The sequence below is a fragment of the Phenylobacterium sp. Root1290 genome (genome assembly GCF_001425305.1).
GTDB lineage: Bacteria > Pseudomonadota > Alphaproteobacteria > Caulobacterales > Caulobacteraceae > Phenylobacterium.
The window spans coordinates 22241-46357 of the sequence record NZ_LMEE01000001.1; the positions used below are offsets into that span (position 1 = coordinate 22241).

At 63.9% G+C, this 24117-nt stretch carries 21 protein-coding genes; 13 read left to right on the top strand and 8 right to left on the bottom strand.

Translation table 11 applies throughout. The annotated features are described in order from the left end of the window. Window positions 1-146: 146 nt before the first annotated feature. The gene (locus ASC79_RS00120; protein WP_056027234.1) at window positions 147-1652 is read left to right on the top strand and encodes a hypothetical protein; all 1506 of its coding nucleotides are present in this window, start codon (window positions 147-149) and stop codon (window positions 1650-1652) included. Here the strand turns inward: ASC79_RS00120 and ASC79_RS00125 are convergent. The 5 genes from ASC79_RS00125 to ASC79_RS00145 all read right to left on the bottom strand — a co-directional run bounded on the left by ASC79_RS00125 (window position 1642) and on the right by ASC79_RS00145 (window position 7838). Further along, window positions 1642-4515 carry a TrlF family AAA-like ATPase gene (locus ASC79_RS00125; protein ID WP_369817349.1) on the bottom strand — a complete coding sequence of 958 codons (2874 nt, stop codon included), beginning with the start codon at window positions 4513-4515 and terminating at the stop codon, window positions 1642-1644. The two genes, ASC79_RS00120 and ASC79_RS00125, sit on opposite strands and share 11 nt — an antisense overlap. A 275-nt stretch (window positions 4516-4790) precedes the next feature. Beyond that, on the bottom strand, window positions 4791-5555 hold the full coding sequence (locus ASC79_RS00130) for an N-acyl homoserine lactonase family protein (protein ID WP_056027241.1): 765 nt from the start codon (window positions 5553-5555) through the stop codon (window positions 4791-4793). A 235-nt stretch (window positions 5556-5790) separates the two neighbouring features. Beyond that, window positions 5791-5958, bottom strand: coding sequence for a hypothetical protein (locus tag ASC79_RS00135; protein ID WP_156378516.1), 168 nt, complete (start codon window positions 5956-5958; stop codon window positions 5791-5793). A 122-nt stretch (window positions 5959-6080) separates the two neighbouring features. Further along, complete coding sequence (locus ASC79_RS00140; RefSeq protein WP_056027247.1) at window positions 6081-7001, bottom strand: HEPN domain-containing protein; 921 nt, start codon at window positions 6999-7001, stop codon at window positions 6081-6083. A 54-nt stretch (window positions 7002-7055) separates the two neighbouring features. Further along, window positions 7056-7838, bottom strand: coding sequence for a DUF2285 domain-containing protein (locus tag ASC79_RS00145; RefSeq protein ID WP_082531869.1), 783 nt, complete (start codon window positions 7836-7838; stop codon window positions 7056-7058). Between the two features lie 274 nt (window positions 7839-8112). Between ASC79_RS00145 and ASC79_RS00150 the strand changes: the two genes are divergently transcribed. The 11 genes from ASC79_RS00150 (at window position 8113) to ASC79_RS00200 (ending at window position 18102) form a co-directional block, all read left to right on the top strand. Then, complete coding sequence (locus ASC79_RS00150; RefSeq protein ID WP_156378517.1) at window positions 8113-8637, top strand: helix-turn-helix transcriptional regulator; 525 nt, start codon at window positions 8113-8115, stop codon at window positions 8635-8637. Between the two features lie 220 nt (window positions 8638-8857). Next, on the top strand, window positions 8858-10327 hold the full coding sequence (locus ASC79_RS00155) for a flavin monoamine oxidase family protein (RefSeq protein ID WP_082531870.1): 1470 nt from the start codon (window positions 8858-8860) through the stop codon (window positions 10325-10327). Next, window positions 10272-11243 (top strand): enoyl-CoA hydratase, encoded by a 972-nt coding sequence (locus tag ASC79_RS00160; RefSeq protein WP_200937054.1) that lies wholly within the window; start codon window positions 10272-10274, stop codon window positions 11241-11243. Before ASC79_RS00155 ends, ASC79_RS00160 begins: the two co-directional genes overlap by 56 nt. A 61-nt stretch (window positions 11244-11304) precedes the next feature. Continuing rightward, entirely contained in the window at window positions 11305-12126 is an 822-nt protein-coding gene (locus ASC79_RS00165; RefSeq protein ID WP_056027258.1) for an MBL fold metallo-hydrolase, read from the top strand. Between the two features lie 28 nt (window positions 12127-12154). Then, window positions 12155-12565 (top strand): ester cyclase, encoded by a 411-nt coding sequence (locus ASC79_RS00170; protein ID WP_056027261.1) that lies wholly within the window; start codon window positions 12155-12157, stop codon window positions 12563-12565. Between the two features lie 192 nt (window positions 12566-12757). Beyond that, window positions 12758-13363, top strand: a complete 606-nt coding sequence (locus tag ASC79_RS00175; RefSeq protein WP_056027264.1) for a TetR/AcrR family transcriptional regulator — start codon at window positions 12758-12760, stop codon at window positions 13361-13363. 85 nt (window positions 13364-13448) lie between these two features. Then, complete coding sequence (locus ASC79_RS00180; protein WP_056027267.1) at window positions 13449-14747, top strand: O-acetylhomoserine aminocarboxypropyltransferase/cysteine synthase family protein; 1299 nt, start codon at window positions 13449-13451, stop codon at window positions 14745-14747. Between the two features lie 171 nt (window positions 14748-14918). After that, entirely contained in the window at window positions 14919-15545 is a 627-nt protein-coding gene (gene nthA, locus ASC79_RS00185; protein WP_056027270.1) for a nitrile hydratase subunit alpha, read from the top strand. 2 nt (window positions 15546-15547) lie between these two features. Continuing rightward, the gene (nthB, locus tag ASC79_RS00190) at window positions 15548-16240 is read left to right on the top strand and encodes a nitrile hydratase subunit beta (protein WP_056027273.1); all 693 of its coding nucleotides are present in this window, start codon (window positions 15548-15550) and stop codon (window positions 16238-16240) included. 3 nt (window positions 16241-16243) lie between these two features. Further along, window positions 16244-17488 (top strand): GTP-binding protein, encoded by a 1245-nt coding sequence (locus ASC79_RS00195; RefSeq protein WP_056027276.1) that lies wholly within the window; start codon window positions 16244-16246, stop codon window positions 17486-17488. Window positions 17489-17547: 59 nt separating this feature from the next. Continuing rightward, complete coding sequence (locus tag ASC79_RS00200) at window positions 17548-18102, top strand: TetR/AcrR family transcriptional regulator (RefSeq protein ID WP_162244238.1); 555 nt, start codon at window positions 17548-17550, stop codon at window positions 18100-18102. A gap of 186 nt (window positions 18103-18288) precedes the next feature. Here ASC79_RS00200 and ASC79_RS00205 read toward each other — a convergent pair whose 3' ends face one another. Beyond that, complete coding sequence (locus tag ASC79_RS00205; protein ID WP_200937055.1) at window positions 18289-18918, bottom strand: NADPH-dependent FMN reductase; 630 nt, start codon at window positions 18916-18918, stop codon at window positions 18289-18291. Window positions 18919-19143: 225 nt separating this feature from the next. Here ASC79_RS00205 and ASC79_RS00210 point away from each other — a divergent pair, with 225 nt between their 5' ends. Then, window positions 19144-20583 (top strand): aldehyde dehydrogenase family protein, encoded by a 1440-nt coding sequence (locus ASC79_RS00210; protein WP_056027281.1) that lies wholly within the window; start codon window positions 19144-19146, stop codon window positions 20581-20583. A 594-nt stretch (window positions 20584-21177) separates the two neighbouring features. On the opposite strand, the gene ASC79_RS00220 is transcribed toward ASC79_RS00210, so the two are convergent. Both ASC79_RS00220 and ASC79_RS00225 read right to left on the bottom strand, forming a co-directional pair. Continuing rightward, window positions 21178-22749 carry an NAD(P)/FAD-dependent oxidoreductase gene (locus ASC79_RS00220; RefSeq protein WP_082531872.1) on the bottom strand — a complete coding sequence of 524 codons (1572 nt, stop codon included), beginning with the start codon at window positions 22747-22749 and terminating at the stop codon, window positions 21178-21180. A 67-nt stretch (window positions 22750-22816) separates the two neighbouring features. Beyond that, complete coding sequence (locus ASC79_RS00225; protein WP_082531873.1) at window positions 22817-24112, bottom strand: MFS transporter; 1296 nt, start codon at window positions 24110-24112, stop codon at window positions 22817-22819. Window positions 24113-24117 lie beyond the last annotated feature (5 nt).

Here is a 24117-nt window from a genome sequence, read left to right on the forward strand (position 1 = left end):
AGGCGTTGCGGGGGGCTCCGCTCGAAGGGGGCGTCCGAGACCCCGCGAGGGCTCGGGCGCAGGGGAGGCCTTCACCTTTCGGCGACCAACAGCCCTAGATTCAAAGTATCGCGTAGCCATCGGCAGCGTCTTCATCGGGACCAGACATGTTCAAAGGCACATTGTCGGGGCCGCCCCTCACCTCCGCGATGGACAGCGAGATCGCGCGAATGGTGCATGGGATTGCACAGCAGTTGGCGCACTATGACCCGGTTGTGACGCCGCAAAGCTGGCATCGAATCCTCCAAGGCGCGGAGGAGCTGATCAACTTCATGACCGAGCCTCTAGATGATGAGGCGTTGCACGACGTTATCGCCACCATGCCGCTGATGATGGCGATCGGCCCGCGGCGGAGCTGGCTCGAAACAACCATCCGTGACCTCTACGATGGCGGCATCGAGACGCGGATGCTGGAAGTCCTCCAACTGGTCCAGGCCTTCGACATGGCCTGTTCCGCGCACGGGCTACAGCTCGGCCTGGCGACGGTGGCGCACGCGGTCGGCTATCTTCACACCCGCCGACGTCGAATGGTGTCGCTCCTCTATGTGCTGCCAAAGGCGTGCCAAGGATCGACAGTGGCAAAGACCAGCTATGACCTGATGGCCTTCATGACCCTGATCGAACTCGGCGCAGGCACGGTCGTCGATCTCACGCAGTTCCGGATGCTCAATCAAGTCTTCCCCGATTTCGCGTTGCAGTCTGATGGGGTTTCCTACCGAGCCAGCCGCACAGCTGAGCTTCTGGACCCAGGCGCCATGGATGCGGAGCGGGTGTCGGTGACCGATATGGTTACCTACGGCGTGACGGGTGCCTTCCCAGAGCGAACGAGCCTGGATCCGCGGCGGCTCCTCTCCAAGGCGGAGGTCGTCTACCAGGTGGCATTGATCGAAGCGGCCTACGCCGAGTTTGACCTCGATCAGACCAGCTTCCGGCCGGTATCCGAATTGATTTTGCCGCTATTGAGAGGGCCGGAGAGCCACGTCGTGACGGTGCCGGCCGAACCGTTTCTTGCGGCTGTGGATGTCCTGGCCTCACGCTGGCCGGGCGTCAGCCGATCCGTTTTCGTCCACGATGGAGCCGACTACAGTGAAGCACTCAACGGCCATCAACCGTTCATACACATCGAGGACCAGTTGGTGACGAACGTCACCCTACTGACCCGCTTCCTGAACAACTGGAAAAACGTCGCCCTGGCTCGCAAGAAGCGGTTTCAGATCCGCTCCGGCTTCCTGTTCGAACGAAAGGTCAGTGGTATCCTCGCCGCGGGCGGGTTCGACATCGCAAAGGTCCGCCGCGTCGAGCGCCGGGAATTTGATGTGGTTACGACCCGAAGTGGCGTGATCCACAATTTTCAGTGCAAAAACACCTTCATCGACGGCCGACTCATCGAAGGTCAGCCCGCGCGATATGCCCGGTTCAACAATGCGGTCGTCAGCAGTCACCGCCGTGCCCTGGCAAAGGAAAGAGGGCGGGAGCACCTTCTCAAGGCGGAACTCGGTCTGACCGAGGTCCGTCACTATGTCGTCACCCGCTTCCCCGTCCTGTGCAACGACGCGGATATCATTCCGTTCGCGGTGCTCGACCGCTGGGTCGACAACGCTTCTAGGGCTTGAGGGCGTAACGCCTTTCACGGTCATGGAAGGCGGACTCGCCGCCTTCGAGGATGCGACAAACCTTGGCGCGGATACCGTCTACGGGCCGATTGTCCTCAAGGGGACCGGCCGCGTAGCTGATGGCTGGCAGGCCGTTGGCCTGCCGGCCGCAGGCGGCGACTATCACCTGCTCGGCGTCGGTGTTCACGACTAGGTTCGGATTGTGGGTGATTAGAATTATCTGACGGCGACGTTTCGCGGTCCGGAAGTAGTGGACCAGCAGGTCGTAGATCGACTCGCTGTCGAGGTTCTCTTCCGGCTGGTCGATGATCAACGGCCGACTGTCGTCAGTATCCATTCCCAGGTAGAGGATCAGTAGCACGATCCCCTTTGTGCCCGGCGACAGCTTCTCAAGATCGGTCGCGTTGTAGCGCAGGCCATAGGTGAGTTTGATGTGCTCGGGCGAGAACAACCAATCGAGCACATCGGTGGGGCTGGCTCCCTTGCGCAGCGCCGCTGACTGCGCCTGAAAGGCGCCATTGAAGGGTTCGACGAACTTCTCCATGGCTTCGGCGATCCGTTGCGGATCGCCCGAACGCCAGGCCGGCCCCAAGGTGTCCTTGATGGCCGCGGTAAGGTCGCCAACCGGCGTTCCGGTGCGACGGTCGAAAAGGGCGTCGCCGGTCGCTATCCAGGCGGCCGCATCGACGTCCCATCGGATGTAGAATTCGAGGCTCTGCTCCTGCTTGCGGCTGGTCTGAAGCCGCTGCCGGATCGGCCCGTAGAGCTGCTCCAGGATGTCCTGTTCCTCACGCAGGTTTTCGAAGTAGGTCTTGTAGGTCTCCATCCGCTCGGCCGGGAGTGCCCGCCGCCGCTCCATTTCTGGTCCCTCGATCCGGGCGATTTCCTCGCCCAACCGGGTGATTTCGACATCGATGGCGGCGAGCCGCTTTTGAATGCCGTCGATCCGTTCGCGCAGCGCTCGGTCGGCGGTCAGTTGGCCGTTTAGCCTGGCGATTGCGGCCTCGACGCTGGCAACTGTGTCAGCGCCCGGCGCGTCAGGGTCGCCCTGGCGTGCGCGGATCGTTTCATTGATGCCGCGCTCCACCGCCGCGAGCGGCCGCTCCGTGTCGCCGCCGAACTTTGGTTCGAAGAGCTGACGCGCCACCTCATCGAGCCCGAGTTCCACGAGCTTGGGCGTGATGGTGTTGTAAAACCTTCGCATCTCGCGAGCAAAGGCCGCCGTTTCGGCGCGGATATCGCCGATCTTCACCAGTCGCTGTTTGTCGCTGGCGGTCGCCGCCTGCAGCGCAGAGAGCTTCGTGCGCGCCTCAGCCATCGCCGCCTGCACCTTGGCGTCCTCGGCGTTGATCGCCGGTGGCATCTGCCCTCTCAGGCTGACAGACTCCGCCTGCAGGGTGGCAACGCGGACCTTGAGTTCGCCCAGCTTGGCTGCCCTGGCGCGCAGCTGGTCGCCTTCGCGGATCAATTGCTGAAGGCGCGTCACGATCCGATCGCGATCGGTGCGCAGCGCGCTCGTCTTGATGGAGCGAAGTTCGCCGAAGTCGGTGGCGTTCAAAGTCTCGGTCGGGTCTAGGGCGGCGAATACAACCGCCTCCACTTCACGGACCAGCTCGGCCCCGACATGGTCCTCGGCGCACAACCGCTCGACGAACCGCTGTGAAAGATACCGAACGGAATCGCCCTTGTAAGGCCCGTCGCCCAGCCGATGGGTCGTCGTCTTGCCGTCCTTCCACGTGAGCGTGACGGTCACGGCGTCAAGGTGGCGCTCGACCTTGCTGAGGAACGAAGCGTCCTTGGCCGGCGCGGAACTGCCTGCGGCGGCGCTGATCAGCTCGGCGAGGGCCGATTTTCCCGAACCCTTCTGCCCGATCACCGCGACGATGCCGGGATTGAGCAGCAGGGTTTGCGATCCGAACCAGCCGCCTGGATCGGCAATCGTGATGCTGTCGATGACCCGGCTGCGGTCATGCATGTCCGGCGGCGCGGCACCGATATAGACGCGGTCGCTGGGTTCGAAGAGGACTTGGCGCAGGCCTTCATATGTCGGATCGGCCTTGATCCAGCAGAAACGATCGTGGTCGGGCTTGAACAGCCTGGCGAGTTCGTGGGCGTCGGATCCGTGGACACACGGCTTGATGCCGCCGACCTTTTTCAGCTCCGCCTCTGCGCTTTTGTCGAGGCCGAGGTAGAAGTCCCGGTCCTTCGGATTGCCGGAAAAGATCATCCTCGAAAAGCGGATGATCTCCTCGCGCAGCGCTCCGAACCCGTCGGTCAGCGGCAGGCCGCTGAGGCCATCCGTCCCGCTATTAGCGACGGCGACCAGACTGTTGTGGGCGAGCCAATGCTCATTGCGATACCATTCCTCGATCGCTTGGAAGGGAACCTTGAATTGTCCGATCCCATGGCGCAGCGCGGCGCTGTCGTCGGTGATCGATGTGTCGTGCGCGCGGCCGAGCGCCATGAGGTCGCCGGGGATGCAGGCGAACGGTCGCCGATTGTAGGTGAAGGTCAGCCGTCCCAGGGCTTCGAGGATATGCCGCTCATGATCGGGGTCCGTTGGATCGATGAGAATATGGATGTTGATCGCCTTGCCTTTGGTTGTCTCCGGCGTCGCACGAAACTCAATGTTGGGGATTAGCAGGGCGATGTTGGCGAGGCGGCCCGACGCCTTCTCACGCCGTATTCGCGAGTAGTTCTCGATCGACATATAGTCGGTCACGCCCATGACGATGACATCGTCTTGGCCTTCGATCGCCGTCAGGTAGCTATCCCAATCGCCCTTGAAGCGATCCGCCATGGCGGTGCCTGGCGTGTGGACATGCAAATCCCAACGCCGCCACTCCGATCCCCGCTCCAGCACCCGCCACCCCCGAACCGCCAATTGCGATAACTTGGTTCAACAAGCGGCTTTGAGCCAGGGGTCAAAAGAAAGCAGGCCCGCTGCGGGCGCACTGGATTTGGTTTCTAGCTGTCCGGAGAGCGGACCGTCTCAAAGTCCGCTTTGAGCCCGAGGCTGACGCGCGGCGTCAGCCGGAGAGCAGACCTACTGATGGTCTGTAATGAGCCCCGAGCGGACCTAGCGGTATCTAACAGCCAGTCGCTAAACGCCTTGAGCCGATGCTCCGCCCGCGCGGCCTAAGCGCGAGCCTTAGGAAGAACGGACGCTTCGCCCCACTGATCAGGATCGTGCCCGTACACCACGACAGTGGCTGCCCCAGCGCGCGATAGCAGCGCATCGAGCGAACGGTTCATCTCAGGCCGCCTCGGATCTGACTCGTAGGGAAAGTGTCTGCTAGCTGCGATCTGGTGATTGTTGCAGGCGTCGCCGAGCAGGATGTGATCACCCAGCTCACTTCGCACGCGCAGCGACTGATGCCCCGGCGTATGCCCGAAGGACGGGATGCAGGTAACAGATCCATCTCCGAAGAGGTCGTGTTCTCCGTCGATTTGCTTCACCTGGTGACCCAGATCGAAGAAGCGTCTCGGCAAATGGTGCTCAGCCGCAACCGCACGATCGAAGCCCGCCTGCCACTCCCGGCGCTGCACGACGACGGTAGCGTTTGGAACTTGGTGCAGGCCGCCGGCGTGGTCGAAGTGGAGATGTGAAAGCACGACCCATCGAACCCGCTGCGGATCGATGTCTAGCCGCTCCAATTGCCGCGCCACCGCTTCCTCAGGCGTCACGGTAACGTCGATGTCGTGAGCGCGAAGGCCCTGGGTGTAGGCATCGTCTGCCTTGCCGATGTCAGCGTGCAAGCCGCAGTCAAAGAGCGCCACGCCCTGCGGATGCTCGATGACGTAGAATGGCAATGGCACCGTCGCACGGTCGCCGAACATTCCAAGCGCCTTGGCTGGGCTGTGGTACTGCCCGCACACGCAGCCAAACATGCGGATGGTCATGATCACTTCCTCCACTACTTGAGGGCGCGGCGCCTTCTGGATGGCTTCGGCAAAGCTACATCCGTCCGCTTTATCGCGAGCGCCCCACTGCGTTCGCTACCCGGCCCGGCGAACACCGATCTTATCGACCAACATTATTCAGTGGATCAATTTAGTACAACTGCATAAATTTCGTCAGCTCGTGGACAGCAATCCTGGCGCAGAAGGGCCCGAGTGACACCTTCAAGCCCAGGCTTCAGTCTGTCGGCGCGTGCAGAAAGACATCGCCGTTGCGAAGCAGGTAGGCCTTCACTTCGTTGAGCTCGGCGGAATGCGCTAGTAGCGTGCGCAGCGCGATATCGGCCACCTCGCCGGCGAGCACGGCGAGCGGAGGGAGATCGCTCTCTGGCCAAGTGAAGATCAACTGCGTCCTCGTGTAGACGAGGTTGAAGCGCCCCCAGGTCGCCAACGAGCGGCTAGAAACCGCAGGCCTCAAGCTCTCGAATGGACGGTGATTAGGCTTCTGGCGGCCGCAGCAAGCGGCGGCTACTGCGCTTTCGTCTCGGCGCGCAGGGTCGAGAGCCGCTCCTCGCAGGATTGCCGCACAAGGTCGGAGAGCACGCGGATGCGCTCGTCGATCCAGGTCAATTCCTCGGCGCTGATCTTGTAGTGCTCAGAGTAACGCGCATCGACATAAGCCCGCCTCAGAAGCTCGAAGCAGCGCTGCTCGAACTTCGTGCGGCGCGGCCATGCCGCCGTGAGCCGACCATCCAGCTGCTCGGCCTGGGATCTCAAAAAGTTCAGCTTGTGGGACTTGGGGCTGTAGAGCGTCTTGACCAGCAAAAGGCAGTGGTAAAGCCGCTCAGTCGCTTGGTGGAAGTCGAACGCCGCGATTTTCGGCGCATCATCATCGATCGCATGATGGGCTTGGCGAACGAATTGCTGAGCTCCCCCAAACCACTCACGGAAGAACCCCTCCGCCTCCACCAGGGCTTCGGCAGGCTCGAGCTTTTTGGGCCTCTCGAATTGATTGCCGGGCGCCTCGTAGAGCACCACCCCATCCCGGACGATATCGGTGAAGAAGTAGCGCCCATGCTTCAGCCGCTTGTTCACATCCGAGAGGCTATGGACGATGAAGTTCACCGGCGCTGTCAGCCGATGGGCGATCTGGTACTCGCGCAAGAGATGGTCGTCGGCGCCGGCCCAGAACTCCAGGATGTCCGTCAGCCGCTCGTGGTTCACGACCACCAGCAGGTCGTAGTCGGACACGTAGCCGCCGACCGGATCGTCCACCCAATCGCCGCGGGCGTGCGATCCGAACAGGATCACCTTCAGGATCTGGCCGTCGCGCTTGTGTTCCGAGTGACCGCCTTCGATCACCGCCTCGAACTCCGAGAACAGAACCTCGACGGCGCGCCCTAGTTCGCGTCGCTTGGCCTCCGGAAGATGATCCAGGCTCGTCTTCATGACCCTATGTCCCGTGAACCAGCCAAGGTTGCAAGGCGGCTGCGCCTCTACACCTCAAGCGCCAGGCGCGCCGAGCAGCTTTAAATAGCCGCCTTCCGATAGGGCCCGCCCCGTTCGCACCAAGCGGATCGCGGCATCGCGTATGGAAGAGGTCCTCCAGTCATACCGACGGACCGCCTCCTCCCCGAATATCTCGGCCGCAACCTGCCGATAGGTCGCCTGCGCCTGGGCGGCGTCGAGCGCCCTCAGCATCCGGTGAAGACGTTTGCTTTGCTGAGCTGTCAGATCGACCGGCGGAACATCGCCGCGCAGGATGCGCTCCAGATCCGCAACGCCTCTGAGCGCAGCGGAAAACGACCCCGTGATCGGGACAATCGCCGCGAGCGGTTCGCACGGCTCGCATCCTTCGACATAGGCTTGCAGGCCGCCACGCAGCTTTACATGCACGCCTCCCCTTGTGCGCCGCTGGGCGATTACGCCGGCGAGCTCGTTCAGGCGCAGACCGTCGTCCAAGGCCGCGCGCTGCAAGCACACGACATGGGTTGGGGCGACATCGGGGCGCCAGAATACGTGGTCGTCGGCTTCGGCCTCCGGGTCGACCCAGAACTGCAGGCCCCACCTCTGGGGTTCGGCCTCGGCCGTCGTGGCCTGCTCCCGATAGCTATGATTTCGGCGCAGGAACTCCCACGCGAAATCCGTACGTCGAAGGGTTCGCATCATCGAAGCACCCCGCCAGCTGGACCATCTGCCACCATGGAATGCGACCAGGTCCGCTAAGCCGAGCTTTGAGAGGCTATTCGGCGCCCATTTTGGTCTTTGCGCCACAGACTGGCGCATCGCGCGCCAGCCTCCGGCGCGTCTACGTCAGCAATGCCCTCAAAGCCGCCAGCCCGTGAGGCCCGCCGCGCCACGCCGGGAACTGCCGATGTCCAGGACCGTGAGATCGTCCCGGCTTGCCGTCCCGAAGCCTGGCTGTGGCGCGGGTTCACCCGGAGATATCACCCGAACCTACCGGTGGGTGAAGACGCCGAAGAAATTACAACTATACTTTGAGTCGACATGCACAACACGCTGGGCGGCGGCGCCCTCGAACACCACCGATCGGAGGGGCATGGACGACGACGCGCCAGGCAGTGTTCCTAGCCAGAACGCTCTCCTAGCCGCAGCGCTGCGCTCCGTGCGGCGCGCCCGTGGCATGCGCGCCGGAGAAGTCGCCCTGGCCATGGGCCTGCCTTTGCGCACCTACCAGCACTTCGAGGAGGGCTCTGGCCCCTTCGATCTCGAACGTGTCCGCCTTTTTGCCGACGCGACCGATAGCGACCCATTCGCCATTGTCGCCAGCATCTGGCTGCGCTCACCGGAGTTCGCCGTGCGATCCATCGACAGCAAGCCGATGGTCGTCATGATGCTGGCGCTCAGCCCGTTCCACGAAGAAATGGGAGAGGATCTTGCTCTCATCGAGCCGCGCGTCTGGTGGGGCGGGTTCAGGCGCTTGTTCCAAGACCTTGGCGAGCACGTTCGCAAACGAGATCTGACCGCCGAGACCTGGCTCGACGAACAGGCCACGCGCCTGGGCCTGCGCCCTTCATTCCTGCCGAAGGGCCGTCGGCGGTGGCCGCAAGACGACGCCGACTGACGTTCGGCGCCCACCCGCACTGACGCGCCCTGCTAGGGCTCTCCCCATTCTGACGCCACGCAAGGCATGCGCCCTCCTCTGAGAGGAAGGGCGCCGCCCTCGGATTTCGTACACGTACGAAGTGTGATTGACGGACCCCGGATATTGGGAATATCGTTTCCGTACGCGTACGGTATGTACTGGCGACCGATCAGGCTGTGCCCCCGCGGAGAGGAAAGAGATGGCCAGTGGTCCGCACAACGAACACGACGAAAGACGTGAGCATCTTTCGCTTTCGCGCCGGAGCGCCCTTGGCGTGGCGGTGGGCTTGACCGCGATGGGTGCTCAAGCCGCCGCCGCCCGGACGACAAACGTTGTCGACGTCGTGGTCGTGGGCGCTGGCTTCGCCGGCTTGACGACGGCTCGACGGCTTCGCGCCAGCGGGCATAGCGTTGTAGTCCTTGAGGCCGACGAACGCGTGGGCGGCCGCACCAAGCCAGGACGCATCGCCGGCGAAGTGGTCGATTTAGGCGGGCAATGGGTCGGTCCCACCCAGACCCGTCTGCTCGCTTTGGCGAAGGAACTCGGAGTCTCGACCTACCCGCAATTCGACGCCGGCAAGAATATCATCGACATCGGCGGTCACCGTGTCGCCTACGAAGGCGAAACCCCGCGCCTCGTCCCGGAGGCCATGCCGGAATTCATTGAGGTCATCGGCAAGATCGAGGCGATGGCGGCGAAGGTGCCGGCGGCGCAGCCTTGGCAGGCTGCGGACGCCGAGCAGCTCGACGCCCAGACCGTGGAGAGCTGGCTGGTCCTCAACGCGAAACATCCTGCCGTCCGGACGATGATCCGGCTCATGACGCGCGCTGTGTTCTCCGCCGAGACCGGACAAATCTCGCTCCTCTATTTTCTGGCCTACGCCGCCGCCGCTGGTGATTTCAACGCCCTGATCTCCACGCGTGGTGGAGCGCAGGACTCCTTGTTCGAGGGCGGCGTTTGGCAGCTCGCTCAGAAGATGGCCGCCGAACTGGGCGCGGCGGTCGTGCTGGAGGCGCCCGTCCAGTCAATCTCGCAAAACAATGATGGGGTGACCGTCGCCACGCCGAAGGGCGATTGGCGCGCCCGCCAGGTCGTGGTCACCGCCCCACCGGCGATCGCAAGCCGGATCGAGTACGCACCGCCGCTCCCGGCGCAGCGCGACGGCCTGACCCAACGGATGCCGTTGGGCTGCGTCATCAAGGTGCACGTGTCCTACTCGCGCCCCTTCTGGCGGGAGGAAGGTCTGACCGGGCTGGTGCTGTCTGATCGCACTGAGTTCGGGCCATGGTTCGACCATTCGCCAACGGTCGGTTCAACGGGCTCGCTGGTGGGCTTCTTCGATGGAGCGCCTGCACAGCGATGGGCTGACCGGCCCGTCGAGGCACGACGCGGACAGGTGCTGAAGGATCTCGCCCTCTATCTCGGCGACGCCGCGCTATCGCCTGTCGAGTACCTCGAAGAGGTCTGGACCCGCGCGCCGCTTAACCGCGGCGGCTACGTCTCGGTCCCAGGCCCGGGCGTCCTCACCGCGTTCGGTCCTGCTCTGCGAGAGCCCTTCGGCCGCATCCACTGGGCGGGGACCGAAACGGCCGATGCGTGGGTCGGTTACATCGATGGAGCCATCCGCTCCGGCGAGCGCGTCGCCCAGGAGGTGGCGGCAAAGCTATGACACGCTGCGGGCACACATCGGACCGCCGCCGCGCGACCACCTGGACAGTCGCGGCAGCGTCGTTCTTCGCCTCGTCCAGCCTGGGCGCTCGCTTCCGCGCGGTCCACTACCTGAAGGCGGTCGCATGACTGCCCATTGCCCGATCAATCCCCTCATCGCCGTGGGTCGCAGCGGCGGACGCGTGGACCTGTGCCTGAACCGTCCGGCCCAGTTCAACGCGCTGTCCGAGGAATTGCTCGTCGCACTAAAGGACGAGCTGGCGAGTATCGCGACGGACTCTTCGGTGCGGTGTGTCGTGCTGTCGGGCGCGGGGTCTGCGTTCTGCGCTGGTCACGACCTGGGCAAGGCGCGAGGATCTCATCGCCTCGAGCACTATCGGCAGCTCTTCGCACATTGCGCGGACGTGATGGGGGCGATCATAGCCCTGCCCGTTCCAGTCATCGCTCGCGTCCAAGGCGTCGCCACCGCCGCTGGCTGCCAGCTCGTGGCCAGCTGCGACCTCGCCGTCGCGTCGGACACAGCTCGCTTCGCCATTTCGGGGGTCAATGTCGGGCTGTTCTGCTCGCCGCCGGCCGCCGCGCTTGCGCACGATGTCCCGACCAAGCGCGCCTTTGAAATGCTCGTGGCGTCCCGCTTCATCGACGCGGCCACCGCCGAGACCTGGGGCCTCATCAACAAGGTCACGCCCGCCACCGAACTCGACGCGGCCGTCGACGCCCTCGTGGGGGCGATCATGGCCAAGAGCCCGGAGGCCCTTCGCTACGGAAAAGCCCTGCTTCATGCCCAGCCTCCGAGAACACGCGCGGCGGCCCATGCCTTGGCGGGCGATCTCATGGCGAGAAACATGATGGAGGAAGACGCTGGCGAAGGCGTCGACGCCTTCTTCGAAAAGCGCCCTGCGGTCTGGAAAAGCTGATGCCGCACGCACACGGCAAACCAACCAGCGACGATGCCTTCAACCCTTCGGAGCGAGTGTCATGAAGATCAGGCAGATTCGAAACGCTACGCTGGTCATCGAGTATGGCGGCGTAAAATTCCTCGTTGATCCTTGGCTCGCGCCCAAGGATTCAATGCCGGCGTTTCCAGGTTGCGCGAACCCGCACCTTCGCCAGCCTACGGCCCCCTTGCCGGCGGCGATCGAAGAGATCGTGGACGTCGATGCGGTCATCCTGACGCACATCCATTCCGACCACTGGGACCACACGGCCGCTGAGCATATCCCGGCCGACATGCCGATCTTTGTGCAACACGCGACTGACCGGGTGCTGGTCAGCCAGGCCGGCTCCATCGACCTTGAGGGCGGTCCTCACGTCAGATTCGTCGAAGGCAAGGCCTTCACCGACGTTCGCGTGCTCACCGGAAACCCTCAATTCAAGGGCGTGAAGCTCAAGAAGGTGCCTGGCCAACATGGGTCTGATGAGGCGCTTGGGCTCGCGCATGACGCCCTGCAGGAAGTGTGCGGCATCGTCTTCAGCCACCCGGACGAGAAGATCCTCTATCTCGCCGGCGACACGGTTTGGAACGAGTACGTCGAGGCCAATATCCGGCAGTACCAGCCCGACGTCATCATCGTGAATGCTGGTGACGCCCAGGCGCCAGGGCTGGGCAGCATCATCATGAACAACGAGGACGTCTGCTCGGTCTGCGCCGCAGCGCCTTCGGCGACGATCATCGCAAGCCACCTTGAAGCCGCCCACCACGCCCTCAACACGCGGGCCGCACTTCGCCGCCACCTGACCGAAGCTGGCTTGCTCGATCGGGTTCTCATCCCCGCCGATGGCGAAACCTGCACAGTCTGAAACGGCTGCAGAGAAGGAAACCAAGTCGATGTCGATCGAAGACAACAAGAAGCTGGTTGAAGAGTTCTACGCCGCCTTGGATCGGGCCGAGTTCGACCGGATGGGAGAATTCTGCCACCCGGATTTCGTCTTCTATTCCCAGGTGGACACCCCAAAGCCCGGCGTCACCGGGCTGATCGATTCCGAACGTCCGAGCTTCGAAGCGTTTGAAAGCTACAGCTTTGCGCTCAAGCAAATGGTGGCAGAGGGGGACAAGGTCGCAGCCTATCTGCTGTTTGAAGGCAAGAACCACGTTCGACAGCTCGGAGCCTTGGCGCCGCTCAACAAAGATCTGCGCATGTCGGTGTTTTGCCTCCTGACGATTAAGGACGGGAAGATCATCGAAAAGCGCGCGCATATCGACGGCGCCGACGCCATCGCCCAACTGTCGGCAGCCTGACTCAAGGCTAGGGGCGTGCTGCTCCGCCCCACTCGCCTGCCCGTTCGACGTCGTTCGTCGACAACGCCGCGACGGTCTCTTTCGCGATCGCGCTTTTGCGACGTCACCAGCCCCCGCTAAGTTTGCTCGATGGCACAGAATCCCGCGACCGCTAGGCAAAACGAGTTGGAGAGCTCCCCCCCGCGAAAGCGCGTGCGGCGCACCGCAAGCCAGGCCGCCGAGCTGAGAAATCAGCTCATTGAGGCTGCCCGCGAACTCTTCGTCGACGAAGGGTATGCAGGGGTCTCAATTCGGAAGATCACCCAGCGGGCAGGCTGCCCGCCCATGACGTTCTATCTCCACTTCGCATCTAAACATGCGCTTCTGCGGCACATCTGGCAGGACATCTTCGCTGACCTCCTGTCCCGATGCGACGCCGCCGCGGCCGCGCAGTCTGATCCTGTTGCAAAGGTCGAAGCCTACGTCGAAACCATGACGCGATACTGGCGCGATCACCCCGACAGCTACCGCGTCGTGCACCTGAACCAGGACGTTCTGGAGCCGGGTGAAGACACCTATTTCGTGGACACTGGGGACCTCCTAACGCGGTTCCAGGCGCTTGAGCGCCTCATTGAGAACGGCAAGGAGGTCGGCCGATTTCGAAGCGACGTGGACAGCGAGCTGATCATGCAGGCGCTCTCGGCAAACTCGCTCGGTGTCGCCCACGCCTTGGTCACAGTGCCCGAATATCCGTGGCGGCGCGATGAGCTGCTCAGCACGGGAACACGGCTGATCCTGGCTGCGATCACGATCAACTAATCCACGGCCGCGGGTGTGGGCGCGGAAGGCCGCGCACTCGGCTGCGGAGATCCACAACGCCAAGTCAGATCAACAGAGACGAACCATGGCTGGACGATCCCTGCACCCCGACACCCTGGCCTTGCATGCCGGATGGCGCGCCGACCCCACGACCGGTTCGGTGGCTGTGCCGATCCACCAGACGACGTCCTATCAGTTCCGGGATACCGACCATGCCTCGGCGCTATTTGCGCTGCAGGAGATGGGCAACATCTACACGCGGATCATGAACCCGACGACGGATGTGCTGGAACAGCGCATTGCGGCTTTGGAGGGGGGCGTCGCCGCCCTCGCAGTCGCCTCCGGCCAATCCGCGTCGGCCCTCTCGCTGCAGACCTTGGCGAAGTCCGGCGACAATGTCGTCAGCTCCACCGCGCTTTACGGCGGAACCTGGAACCTGTTCGCCAACACGCTTCGCGACCAGGGCATCGAGGTGCGCTTCGTCGATCCGGAAGACCCGGAGAACTTCCGACGGGCCACCGACGAGCGGACTCGCGCCTACTACGCCGAGACCCTGCCAAATCCCAAGCTGGAGGTGTTTCCGATCGCCGAGGTGGCGGCCATCGGCCGCTCGCTTGGCATACCGTTGATCATGGATAACACCGCAGCGCCGCGGCTGTGTCGCCCGTTGGAACACGGCGCCGCCGTCGTGGTCTACTCCGCGACCAAGTACCTTGGCGGCCACGGCACATCGATCGGCGGCATAATCGTGGATGGAGGCGGCTTCAACTGGGAGGCCGCCGGCGAGCGACAACCTGCTCTCAACAGTCCCGACGCCTCCTATCACGGCGCGATCTGGACGCAGGCGGTCAAGGCGCTCGGTCCGGTGGCCTACATCATGCGAATGCGAACAGTTCTGCTGCGCGATCTTGGCGCGGCCATCTCGCCCTTCAACGCCTTCCAGATTCTCCAAGGCGTGGAGACGCTTCACCTGCGGATGCCGCGACACTGTGAGAACGCCACGCGGGTCGCCACCTGGCTCGCCGATCGCCCGGACGTCACGCGCGTCATCCACCCCAGTCAACAGACCGGCGAGGCTCGCGTGCGCGCCGATCGCTACCTCCCCGGCGGCTTCGGCGGCTTGGTCGGCTTCGAGATGGCCGGCGGCGTGGAGGCTGGGCGCAAGTTCATCGACAGCCTGCAGCTACTCTATCATGTCGCCAACATCGGCGACGCGCGCAGCTTGGCGATCCATCCCGCATCCACGACCCACTCGCAGCTCGACGAGGAGGCCCAACTCTCCACGGGCGTGTCGCCAGGTTACGTGCGTCTGTCGATCGGTCTCGAATACGGCGATGACATTCTGGCCGATATTGAGCAAGCGCTCACAGCCGCAGCTTGGTGACCGGCGGCGCCCGTAACGATAGCCGACGGTCAACCCTGCAACCAGGTGATGCTTGAAGGGGGGGCAAGGAGCGGCTCAAGCGCACATTTTGGTCAAATGTACGACTTTAGTCAGTTGACATAAATTCATTGCGACACTTAGCTGACTGACGTCGCGTAACGAGGCGCAAACATGACACAGTCCCCCGACTACACCCCTGCGAACACGCCGAGCGCGCGAGCCAATGCGCTGCTCAAGGTCATGACCGATAAGGGCTTCGTTCCTGAAGGCTTCATTCAAGCGTTTACGCAGAAGATGGAAGTGGAATGGGATCCGGCGAATGGAGCCCGCGTCGTCGCGCGCGCCTGGGTCGATCCGGAGTTTCGCGAACTGCTGCTGAGAGACGGGACTGCGGCCTGCGAGCAGTTCGGCTACACCGGGATGCAAGGCGAATACATCGTCGCACTGGAGAATACGCCGACGCTGCAAAACGTCATTGTTTGCAGCCTGTGCTCCTGCACGGCCTGGCCGGTGTTGGGGCTTCCGCCCGAGTGGTACAAGAGCTTCGAGTTCCGGGCTCGCCTTGTCCGTGAGGGCGCGACCGTTCTGCGGGAATTGGGTGAAGATCTCGACGACGACATCGTCGTGAAGGTCTGGGATACGACCGCCGAGAGCCGCTACATGGTGCTTCCGGTGCGCCCCGAGGGCACGGATCACATGTCGGAGGAAGAACTCGCCGCGCTTGTGACCAAGGACGTCCTAATCGGGATCGCCCGGCCGCGGCTGACCGAACTGGCAAGTGCTTCGCAGGAGGGCTGACGATGGACGGAATTCACGACCTCGGCGGCGTCCAGGGCTTCGGCAAGGTGGCGCACACGATCAACAGCGACAGCTATAAGCCGGTCTTTCACGAAGACTGGGAGCACTTGGGCTACAGCCTTACCGTCGTCGCTGGCGGGCTTCTCGGCGCCTACGCCACCGACGAACTGCGCCATGCGATCGAGCGCATGAGCGCACGGCAATACTTCTCGGCCCCTTACTTCGACCGGATCATCGTCGGCACGGCGACGCTCCTCGTCGAAAAGGGCCTGATCACCCAGGAGGAATTGGACGAAGCGCTCGGCTCGCACTTCCAGTTGGCGGTTCCTTCGAACAATGGAGGCAGACCCGCGCCTGCAAACGCCAATAGCGCGCCATTCGAAATCGGCGAGCAGGTGGAGGTTCGCGACGAGCATGTCGAAGGCCACATCCGCGTTCCGGGCTATTGCCGAGGCAAGCGCGGCATAGTTCTCCACCGCACGACGGTCTCTTGGCCCTTTCCCGATACGATCGGGCATGGCGACAAGAACGCCGAACATCAACCGACCTATCACGTCGAGTTCAGGGCCAAGGAACTTTGGGGCCAAGGCGCGCGCGATGGCTCGGTGGTCATCGACCTGTTCGAGGGATATCTGACCAGGATCGACGCGGAAGCCGACCAGTCGGACACGCAGACGCCCCTCACCCGGGCCTGACCTATGGCGGCTGAAAGGCCAGGCCGTCTGCCAGTCACTGTTCTGTCTGGCTTTCTCGGGGCCGGAAAGACGACCTTGCTCAATCGCGTGCTGCAGAACCGTCAAGGCCTGCGGGTGGCGGTGATCGTCAACGACATGAGCGAGATCAACATCGATCACGATGAAGTCGAGCGTGAAGCCGCGCTCGAGCGGGGTCGAGACGAGCTGGTGGAGATGAGCAACGGCTGCATCTGCTGCACGCTCCGCGCCGACTTACTAGAGCGGGTCAGCGATCTCGCTCGGCGGGGTAGCTTCGACTACCTGCTGATCGAGTCCACCGGCATATCCGAGCCTCTCCCCGTGGCTGAGACCTTCGCCTTTCTCGATAGCAGTGGGTTCTGTCTCAGCGAGCTAGCGAAGCTCGACACGATGGTGACGGTGGTCGATGGCGGCAGCTTCGAAGCCATGCTCGTCTCCCAGCCCGAACCCGCCTTGTCGCCAACCGGCCTTGAGGCGCAGCGGCCGCTTTCGGAGCTTCTTGTCGACCAAGTCGAGTTCGCCAACGTCATTCTCGTCAGCCGCCTAGACCTCATCGGCATGGAAGGGTTCGAGCGTCTCAAGACGGTTCTGCGCGCATTGAATCCTGACGCTGAGATCTTGCCTATGAGCCACGGGGAGATCGCGACCGCGAGTATTCTCAACACAGGGCGGTTTGACCTCGCAAAGCTCGCCCAATCGCCGGGTTGGATGCGACATCTGGAGGCCTCTGCCGACGATCGCTCAGAGGCGGACGAATACGGAATCGGCGCCTGGTCCTATAAGGAACGCATCCCGTTCCACCCTCGGCGCCTCGCCCAGCTTCTCACCAGCCCCTGGAGCAACGGCCAGCTGTTGCGTTGCAAGGGCAGCTTCTGGGTGGCCAGCAATTTTCTTGAGATAGGCCGGCTCGCGCAGAGCGGTGGAGCCGTTCGCTGGGACTTCATCGGGCGATGGTGGCGGTTCCTGCCGCCTGATGAGTGGCCGCAGGATCCCCATAGGCGCAGCGCGATCATGGAGAAATGGGTCGAGCCCGCGGGGGACAGCCGGCAAGAGATCGTCTTCATCGGGAGGGGCGTTAATTTCGACCTGCTGAAGCACGACCTGGATAGTTGTCTTCTCACTCCACAGGAGATTTTGGCTGGGCCAGACCTCTGGCTCACCCTGGACCCGGAGCAGGTGTTCAAGTCGATGTCGACGCCCATCGCCCCCTCTCGCCAACAGGCGTCATGAGGGCGATAAGTCTCGAGCGGCGGCAGCCCTATCACGTGGGCAATGTCCGCGGACAACTTTTGACCGCCGCCAGGGATATCCTGCACGAGAACGGCCGAGCGGGCCTGTCGCTGCGGGCGATCGCCGATCGGGCGGGGGTCGCCCCGGGCACCGTCTACTATCACTACGCCGACAAGGCCGCGCTGCTGGCGGGGTTGGCGGTGGACGGCTTTAGGCAGCTGGCCGCGGCGATGCGGGTCGCCTACGAGACGGATGGCGACCAAGGGTGGCTACGCTCGACGGGGGCGGCCTATCTGAACTTCCTGCGCCAGAAGCCCGAACTGTACGAGCTGATGTTCGAAGCCCTGGACGCTGGTCGGCGCGAGGACGTCGCCGCCGCTGAGGCAGAGGCGTTCGCAGTGTCGCGCGCGGCGATCCTGGCCGACTTCGCAGACCGCCACCCTCCGGAGCTGGCCAGCAGCATTGCAGAGACGATCTGGGCCTGGGGGCGCGGTGTTGCCGCGGTGGCGCTATCGGGCACCCTGCCAGGGCAAGGTCCCGAGGACGGCGCTATGGATTCGGTGGTCCGCGGGCTAGAGGCGCTGATCTCCACGCGATTGGAGCCTGCTGAGTAAATCACGAGGGCGCTTCAGCGGCCCGAAGCGGCTCTTCCCGGCCCCAGCCACCGCAGCGGCGCGAGCCTGTAGCTCATCCGAATCTGATCGGCTCATCGCCGCCGGCTTACACGGGGCCAGCTTCTTGAATACGGCCTCGATCACATCGAGGCGGACATGCACAAAGACGTGCCCGCCTCTCCACTATCAAATTCGATCGTTGCGCGAGGCGGCCTGCTGGGCCTGGAGCGCGGCCTTCATCATCGCGAACTCGACGACCTGCTCGGCGACGGTCGCCAGTTGCGTAGCGTCCTTTGGACTGCAACAGGCCCCGCCCTCGTCGAACAGGGGCGTCGCCGAGTTCAAAGTCGCCCCAAATGGGGTTGGCCAGCCTCTCAATGCATGGATGACCGCGCGCATCGTCACGAGGCTGGTTCCGCCTGCCTGAGAGCCGGCGGCGGTGACGATGATCCCCACGGCCTTGCCGTCAAGGAACGGATGCCCGCTTAACCGAAGAAGGTCGAGCGTATCGAGGGCGTTCTTCATCGCCCCGGAAATTGAGCCGTGATAGCCGGGCGTGGCCAGGATGATGCCATCGGCCTTGACGACCGCCTCGGCGAGCTCAGCCTGCTCTGGGGTAGGTCCGCCTGGACGCGGATCAAAGATCGGCAAGGTCGCGAGGAAGGCGCCGCCGAGCAGCTTCGTCTCCGCGCCGGCCGAAGCCGCCACCTCAAGAGCCGCAACAAGAGCCCGCTCGGTAGAGGAGCCGGCACGAACTGTCCCACCAAGGCCGAGAATGTTCGGACGGTGCGACGGGGTGATGGGAGAAAGTTCCACGGGAGCGCCTCCTGGACCGCTGGGAAGGTCACATATTGATCAGTTGTATGATTTTGGTCAATTGACGAATATTGGTCGCATCATGTAGCTTTTAAGCACCACGCCCGCCCGTGCCGGCGGACGCTTGCGGCGACGGGCTACAGCACGCCGCCTCGCAGTCGTCAGGCCGCCGCACGCGGGCAAAGCCGGCTTTCAGCCCAAGACACCAAGGGAGTGACGGACACGATGCGCGAGCACCTGAAATTCTATATCGATGGCCAGTGGGTCGATCCCGTCGAACTCCGGACGCTCGATGTCGAGAACCCTGCGACGGAACAGGTCGTTGGCCGTATCGCGCTCGGCTCCGCCGCTGATGTCGACAAAGCCGTTGCAGCAGCGCGCAAGGCGTTCGCGACCTGGTCGCAGACGAGCCGCGAAGAGCGCCTCGACGTCCTGAACCGGATCCTCGCTGAGTACCAGAAGCGCTTTGGGGACTTGGCCGCCGCCATCACCGAGGAAATGGGCGCCCCGGCGAACCTGGCGCAGCGCGCCCAAGCGCCGATCGGCATGGGCCACCTTGGCGCGGCGATCGAGGTGCTGAAGTCCTTCAAATTCGAGGAAGATCGCGGTCCGACGAGGATCGTTAAGGAAGCGATCGGCGTCTGCGGCCTGATCACTCCCTGGAACTGGCCGATGAACCAGATGGTGTGCAAGGTGGCCCCTGCCCTCGCGACCGGCTGCACCATGGTGCTGAAACCCTCAGAGGTGGCCCCGTTCAGCGCGCATATCTTCGCTGAGATCCTACACGCCGCCGGCGTCCCGGCCGGTGTGTTCAATCTGGTGCAAGGCGACGGCCTCGGCGTCGGCGTGCCGCTGTCGAGCCACCCGGACGTGGACCTGATCTCGTTCACCGGCTCGACCCGCGCCGGCATTGAGGTGGCCAAGAACGCCGCTCCGACCGTCAAGCGAGTCGCCCAGGAACTGGGCGGCAAGAGCCCGAACATCGTCCTGGACGATGACGCCTTCGCCAAGGGCGTGGGCCGAGGCGTGGCCACAGTGATGACCAACTCGGGTCAGTCCTGCAACGCCCCGACCCGCATGCTGGTCCCTCAAAGTCGCATGGACGAAGCGATCGCAGTTGCTCGCGAAACGGTCAGCCAGATCACTGTGGGCGACCCGAACGGCAACAGCCAGCTCGGCCCCGTGGTCAACAAGGCGCAGTACGACAAGATCCAGAAGCTGATCCAGACCGGCATCGACGAGGGCGGGACCCTGGTCGCCGGCGGCGTCGGTCGCCCGCAAGGCCTGGATGTCGGCTACTATGTGAAGCCGACCGTGTTCGCCAACGTCACCCCGAGCATGACCATCGCCAAGGAAGAGATCTTCGGCCCGGTGCTGTCGATCCTCGGCTACGAGAACGTCGATCAGGCCATCCAGATCGGCAACGACACCGAGTACGGCTTGGCCGCCTACGTCCAGGCCGCTGACCTGGCCAAGGCTCGCGAAGTGGCTTCCAAGCTGCGCGCCGGCCAGGTGTCGATCAACGGCGGCGGCGGCGACATGTCCGCCCCGTTTGGCGGCTACAAGATGAGCGGCAACGGCCGCGAATGGGGCGACTACGGCTTCAATGAGTTCCTCGAAGTGAAGGCCCTCCTCGGCTACGCGCCGAGCGAAGCGGCCGAGTAGCAAGGCAGAGCAGCCTTGTCGTCGCCTCACCACTCTCAGTGCGGCGCCGGCAAGGCTGACGAGCTGGCGGCCAATCTGCCGGACACTGCGCCGCACGAGGAGCGACCAGTGGTCGCCTCGGCGCTCTGGATTGGCTCGCGGCGCGGTGGCCGGAAACTTGCCGCTTCAGGTCGCCGGCGCTCTGACTGCCGCGTAGCGCGCATGGCGACTGCCGGCTCGCAAATTTCTGGTCGCTGGCTGCCTTGCCCAAGCCGGCATCGTAGTGGGCCTTACATTTGCAACGACATCGACTGCTTTTGTGGCGCTTTCATGCGGTTTCGGCCTCTGCTGGCTTGGGCTGCAGCCGTTCATTGTCCGCGAACTGATTTCGCTCGAGTCCACCCGCCGGTTGGCGGTGCTGCTGTCCCCGCTGGTACTGCTTGGCCTCAGCGCTAGGCCGTTGGCGGCCTCGCTCTTTGTCACGCAGAAGAGCGTAGACGGCGGCTTTCACCTTGCCGGAGCACTCTTGCTCCTGGCGACCGGGGCGCTCTTCGCATCAGGCCGCTGAGTCGATCCTGATGCGAGAGCCTATTGGGCCTCAGGCCCTAGATGGTGTCAGCCGGGTTGTTCGATCGGTTGCGGCGAAGCGGCAGGATCCAGTTCGCCGGCGGCGCGCCGATCTCCCTCAATCAGCCGTCCCGCTGCATCACGGTAGCCGAAGACATCGCCGTCGAGCCGCACCGCTGGCATCGCGGATTCCTCCGCCACGTAGTCCAGACTTTGCCAGTCTGCACGGGGGCCGCGCTTCGGCATAAGGTGCAGACCCCGCAGAATGTAGCCGGCGTTGAAGACGTCTTTGTCCATGCCCGACTTGTGATCCTCACCTTGGCTCTCCGGCGGCAGCTGCACCTCGACGCTCGCTGCACCGATGGCGCGCATGTGGTTGAGGAGTCGGCAGACAAAGTCGCTCACCAGGTGCACCCGAAGCGTCCAACTGGACACGCGGAAGTACCCCATCGTCCGAGCCATGTTCGGGATGCCGCTGTGCAGGATGCTCCGGTAGCTCACGCTGTCGGCGAAGTTCAGCGGCTCGCCGTCGATTTTCAGGACGGTGTCCCCGAGCGCCGACATTTCGAAGCCCGTGGCCGTGACGATGATGTCGGCGTCCAGTTCGCCGCCGGAGGCCAGCCGCAGCCCGGTCGGGGTGAAGGACTCGATGTGATCGGTCACCACGCTCGCCTGGCCGGTTCGCAACGCCTTAAAAAGATCCCCGTTCGGCACCAGCGCCACGCGTTGCTGCCATGGCCGGTAGGTCGGGGTGAAGTGGGCCTCCACCTGGTCCGCTGGAAGGAAGGTTGCAACCGTCGCCAGCATGGCCGCCTTGGTGGCTTCGGGATTCTCCAGAGCATGCGTCAGCATGTTCTGCTGCTCGCGCACGATCTTCTTACGCATGATGTCATGGATGATCGCCGGCTCGACCCCAAGGTCGCGCAAGGTGTCGGCAAGCGCATCGCGGTTCGGCGCGGGAGAGAAGTAGGTCGGCGAGCGCTGAAGCATTGTGACATGTTCGCACTCCGGTGCGAGCGCGGGCACAAGGGTGGCCGCGGTCGCGCCCGAGCCAATCACGACGACCCGCTTGCCGCTGAAGTCGAGATCTTCAGGCCAGGTCTGCGGATGAACGATGCGACCCTCAAATTGCTCCATCCCGGGCCAGCCGGGCGTGTAGCCCGCCCCATGCCGGTAGTAGCCCTGGCACGACCACAGGAACCCGCAGGTAATCGAGAACGGCTTCTGATCAGCGCCGCGCACGCCTTCGACCCGCCACTGCTGCTTGTCGCTCTGCCAATCGGCAGAGATCACGCGGCAGCGGTAGTGGAAATGTGACCCGAGAGCGTTCTCTTCGATGGCCTCTCCCAGGTACTGGAGTATCTCGTCACGCGATGCGATCGGCCGGCCATGCCAGGGTTTGAAGCGAAAGCCGTAGGTAAAGAGGTCGCTGTCGGACCGCACGCCGGGATAGCGATGCGCCAGCCAGGTGCCGCCGAAACTCTCAAACGCCTCGAGAACGGCGAAGGACCGATCACGACATTGCTGAGTCAGTTCGTAGGCGGCGCCGATCCCGGATATTCCGGCGCCGAGGATGAGGACGTCGACGTGGTGAGGCAGCTCGACTTCTTTGGAAGACATGTTCACGAATGCAGCCTTCTATTTCTGGAGGGCTTGCCCCCTCTGGAGTTGGGAATAGGCGCCATCTTCACCGCCGGCCGCCGGCCAGTCGGATCGCATCGGGCGTGGCGCGAAGGCGGGCCATGGCCAGGCAGCCGAACAAGGGTCCGAGCGCCAGCATGGTGAACGCGGCAGGCCAGCTGAGGGCCTGAGCCACCGGCGCCACCAGTTGGATGCTCACCAATGTCAGCAGGAAACCGGCGCAGGTCTGCAGGGTCAGCATGGTGCCGATTGAATCGGGCTCGCTGAGTTCTGCGATGCTGGCGGAGAATTGGGCGGAATCCGCGATGATCGTCACGCCCCAGATCACTGCAACAAGGCTCACGAGCCAGGGCGGCGCATCCAGCAGCCAACCGATCAGCGCGGCGCACGCCCCGCTCGCCGCCATCGCAGCGATCGTGACCGTGGTTCGTCCCCACCGATCGGCGAACACCCCGCCAAGCCAGGCGCCGAGGGCGCCCGCGGCGATCGCGCCAAAGGTGACGATCTCCGCCAGCGTATGGTGGTCGGCTACGCCGGACCTTCTAAAGCTCTCAGCGAGAAACACGGCGAGCCATGTCCACATCGCGTAGAGCTCCCACATGTGTCCCAGGTAACCAAGATTGGTGAGCCTCAACGGGCGGCTCCTCCACGCCTGGGCCATGCGGCCAGGCTGAAGTCGCACGGTGCGAGGAGCGTTGGGGCCTACGCCAGCTAGGAGAATGGCCAACCCGCCGAAGACCGCAAAGCCGGCCGCAGCGAGATAGATCACGCGCCAGTCCAGGTGAGCGAAGGCCGCCAGGGCGTGCGGGCTTGCAGACCCCAGCGTAAGCGCGCCGACGAGCAGGCCCACCAGCAGCCCCAGATCCCCGGAGGCCCACGTGGCGGCCAGGCGCATGCCGATGGGATAGACACCTGCGAGCGCCACACCGGTCAGGAACCGCAACCCGAGGATCCCCGCCCCTGCCGGCGGCAGCGCCGCCAGAGTCAGCGAGGCGACTCCGGCAGCGATCGCGGAGATCATGAAGATACGTCGCGGATCAAAGCGGTCCGGGACGCCGAGGAACGCGCTTGCAAGCGTGCCCAGCACGAAGCCGGCCTGCACCGCGCTGGTGAGCAGCGCGGATTCGAAGCCAGATAGAGGTGCGCTTCTGGCGAGCGCGGAGGCCGCAGCCGCCGAGGCGAACCAAACGGCCATAGCCGCGACCTGCGCAATGAGGATGACCGCGATAGACGGCCACTTCCCAGATAGTCCTCCGCCCCAACCGGAAGGGGACGGCGCCGGCTCAACCGGCGCCGCTGCGGAACCTAGAGCAGTTCCGTGATTCAAATCAGCCTCCCGCATCACGC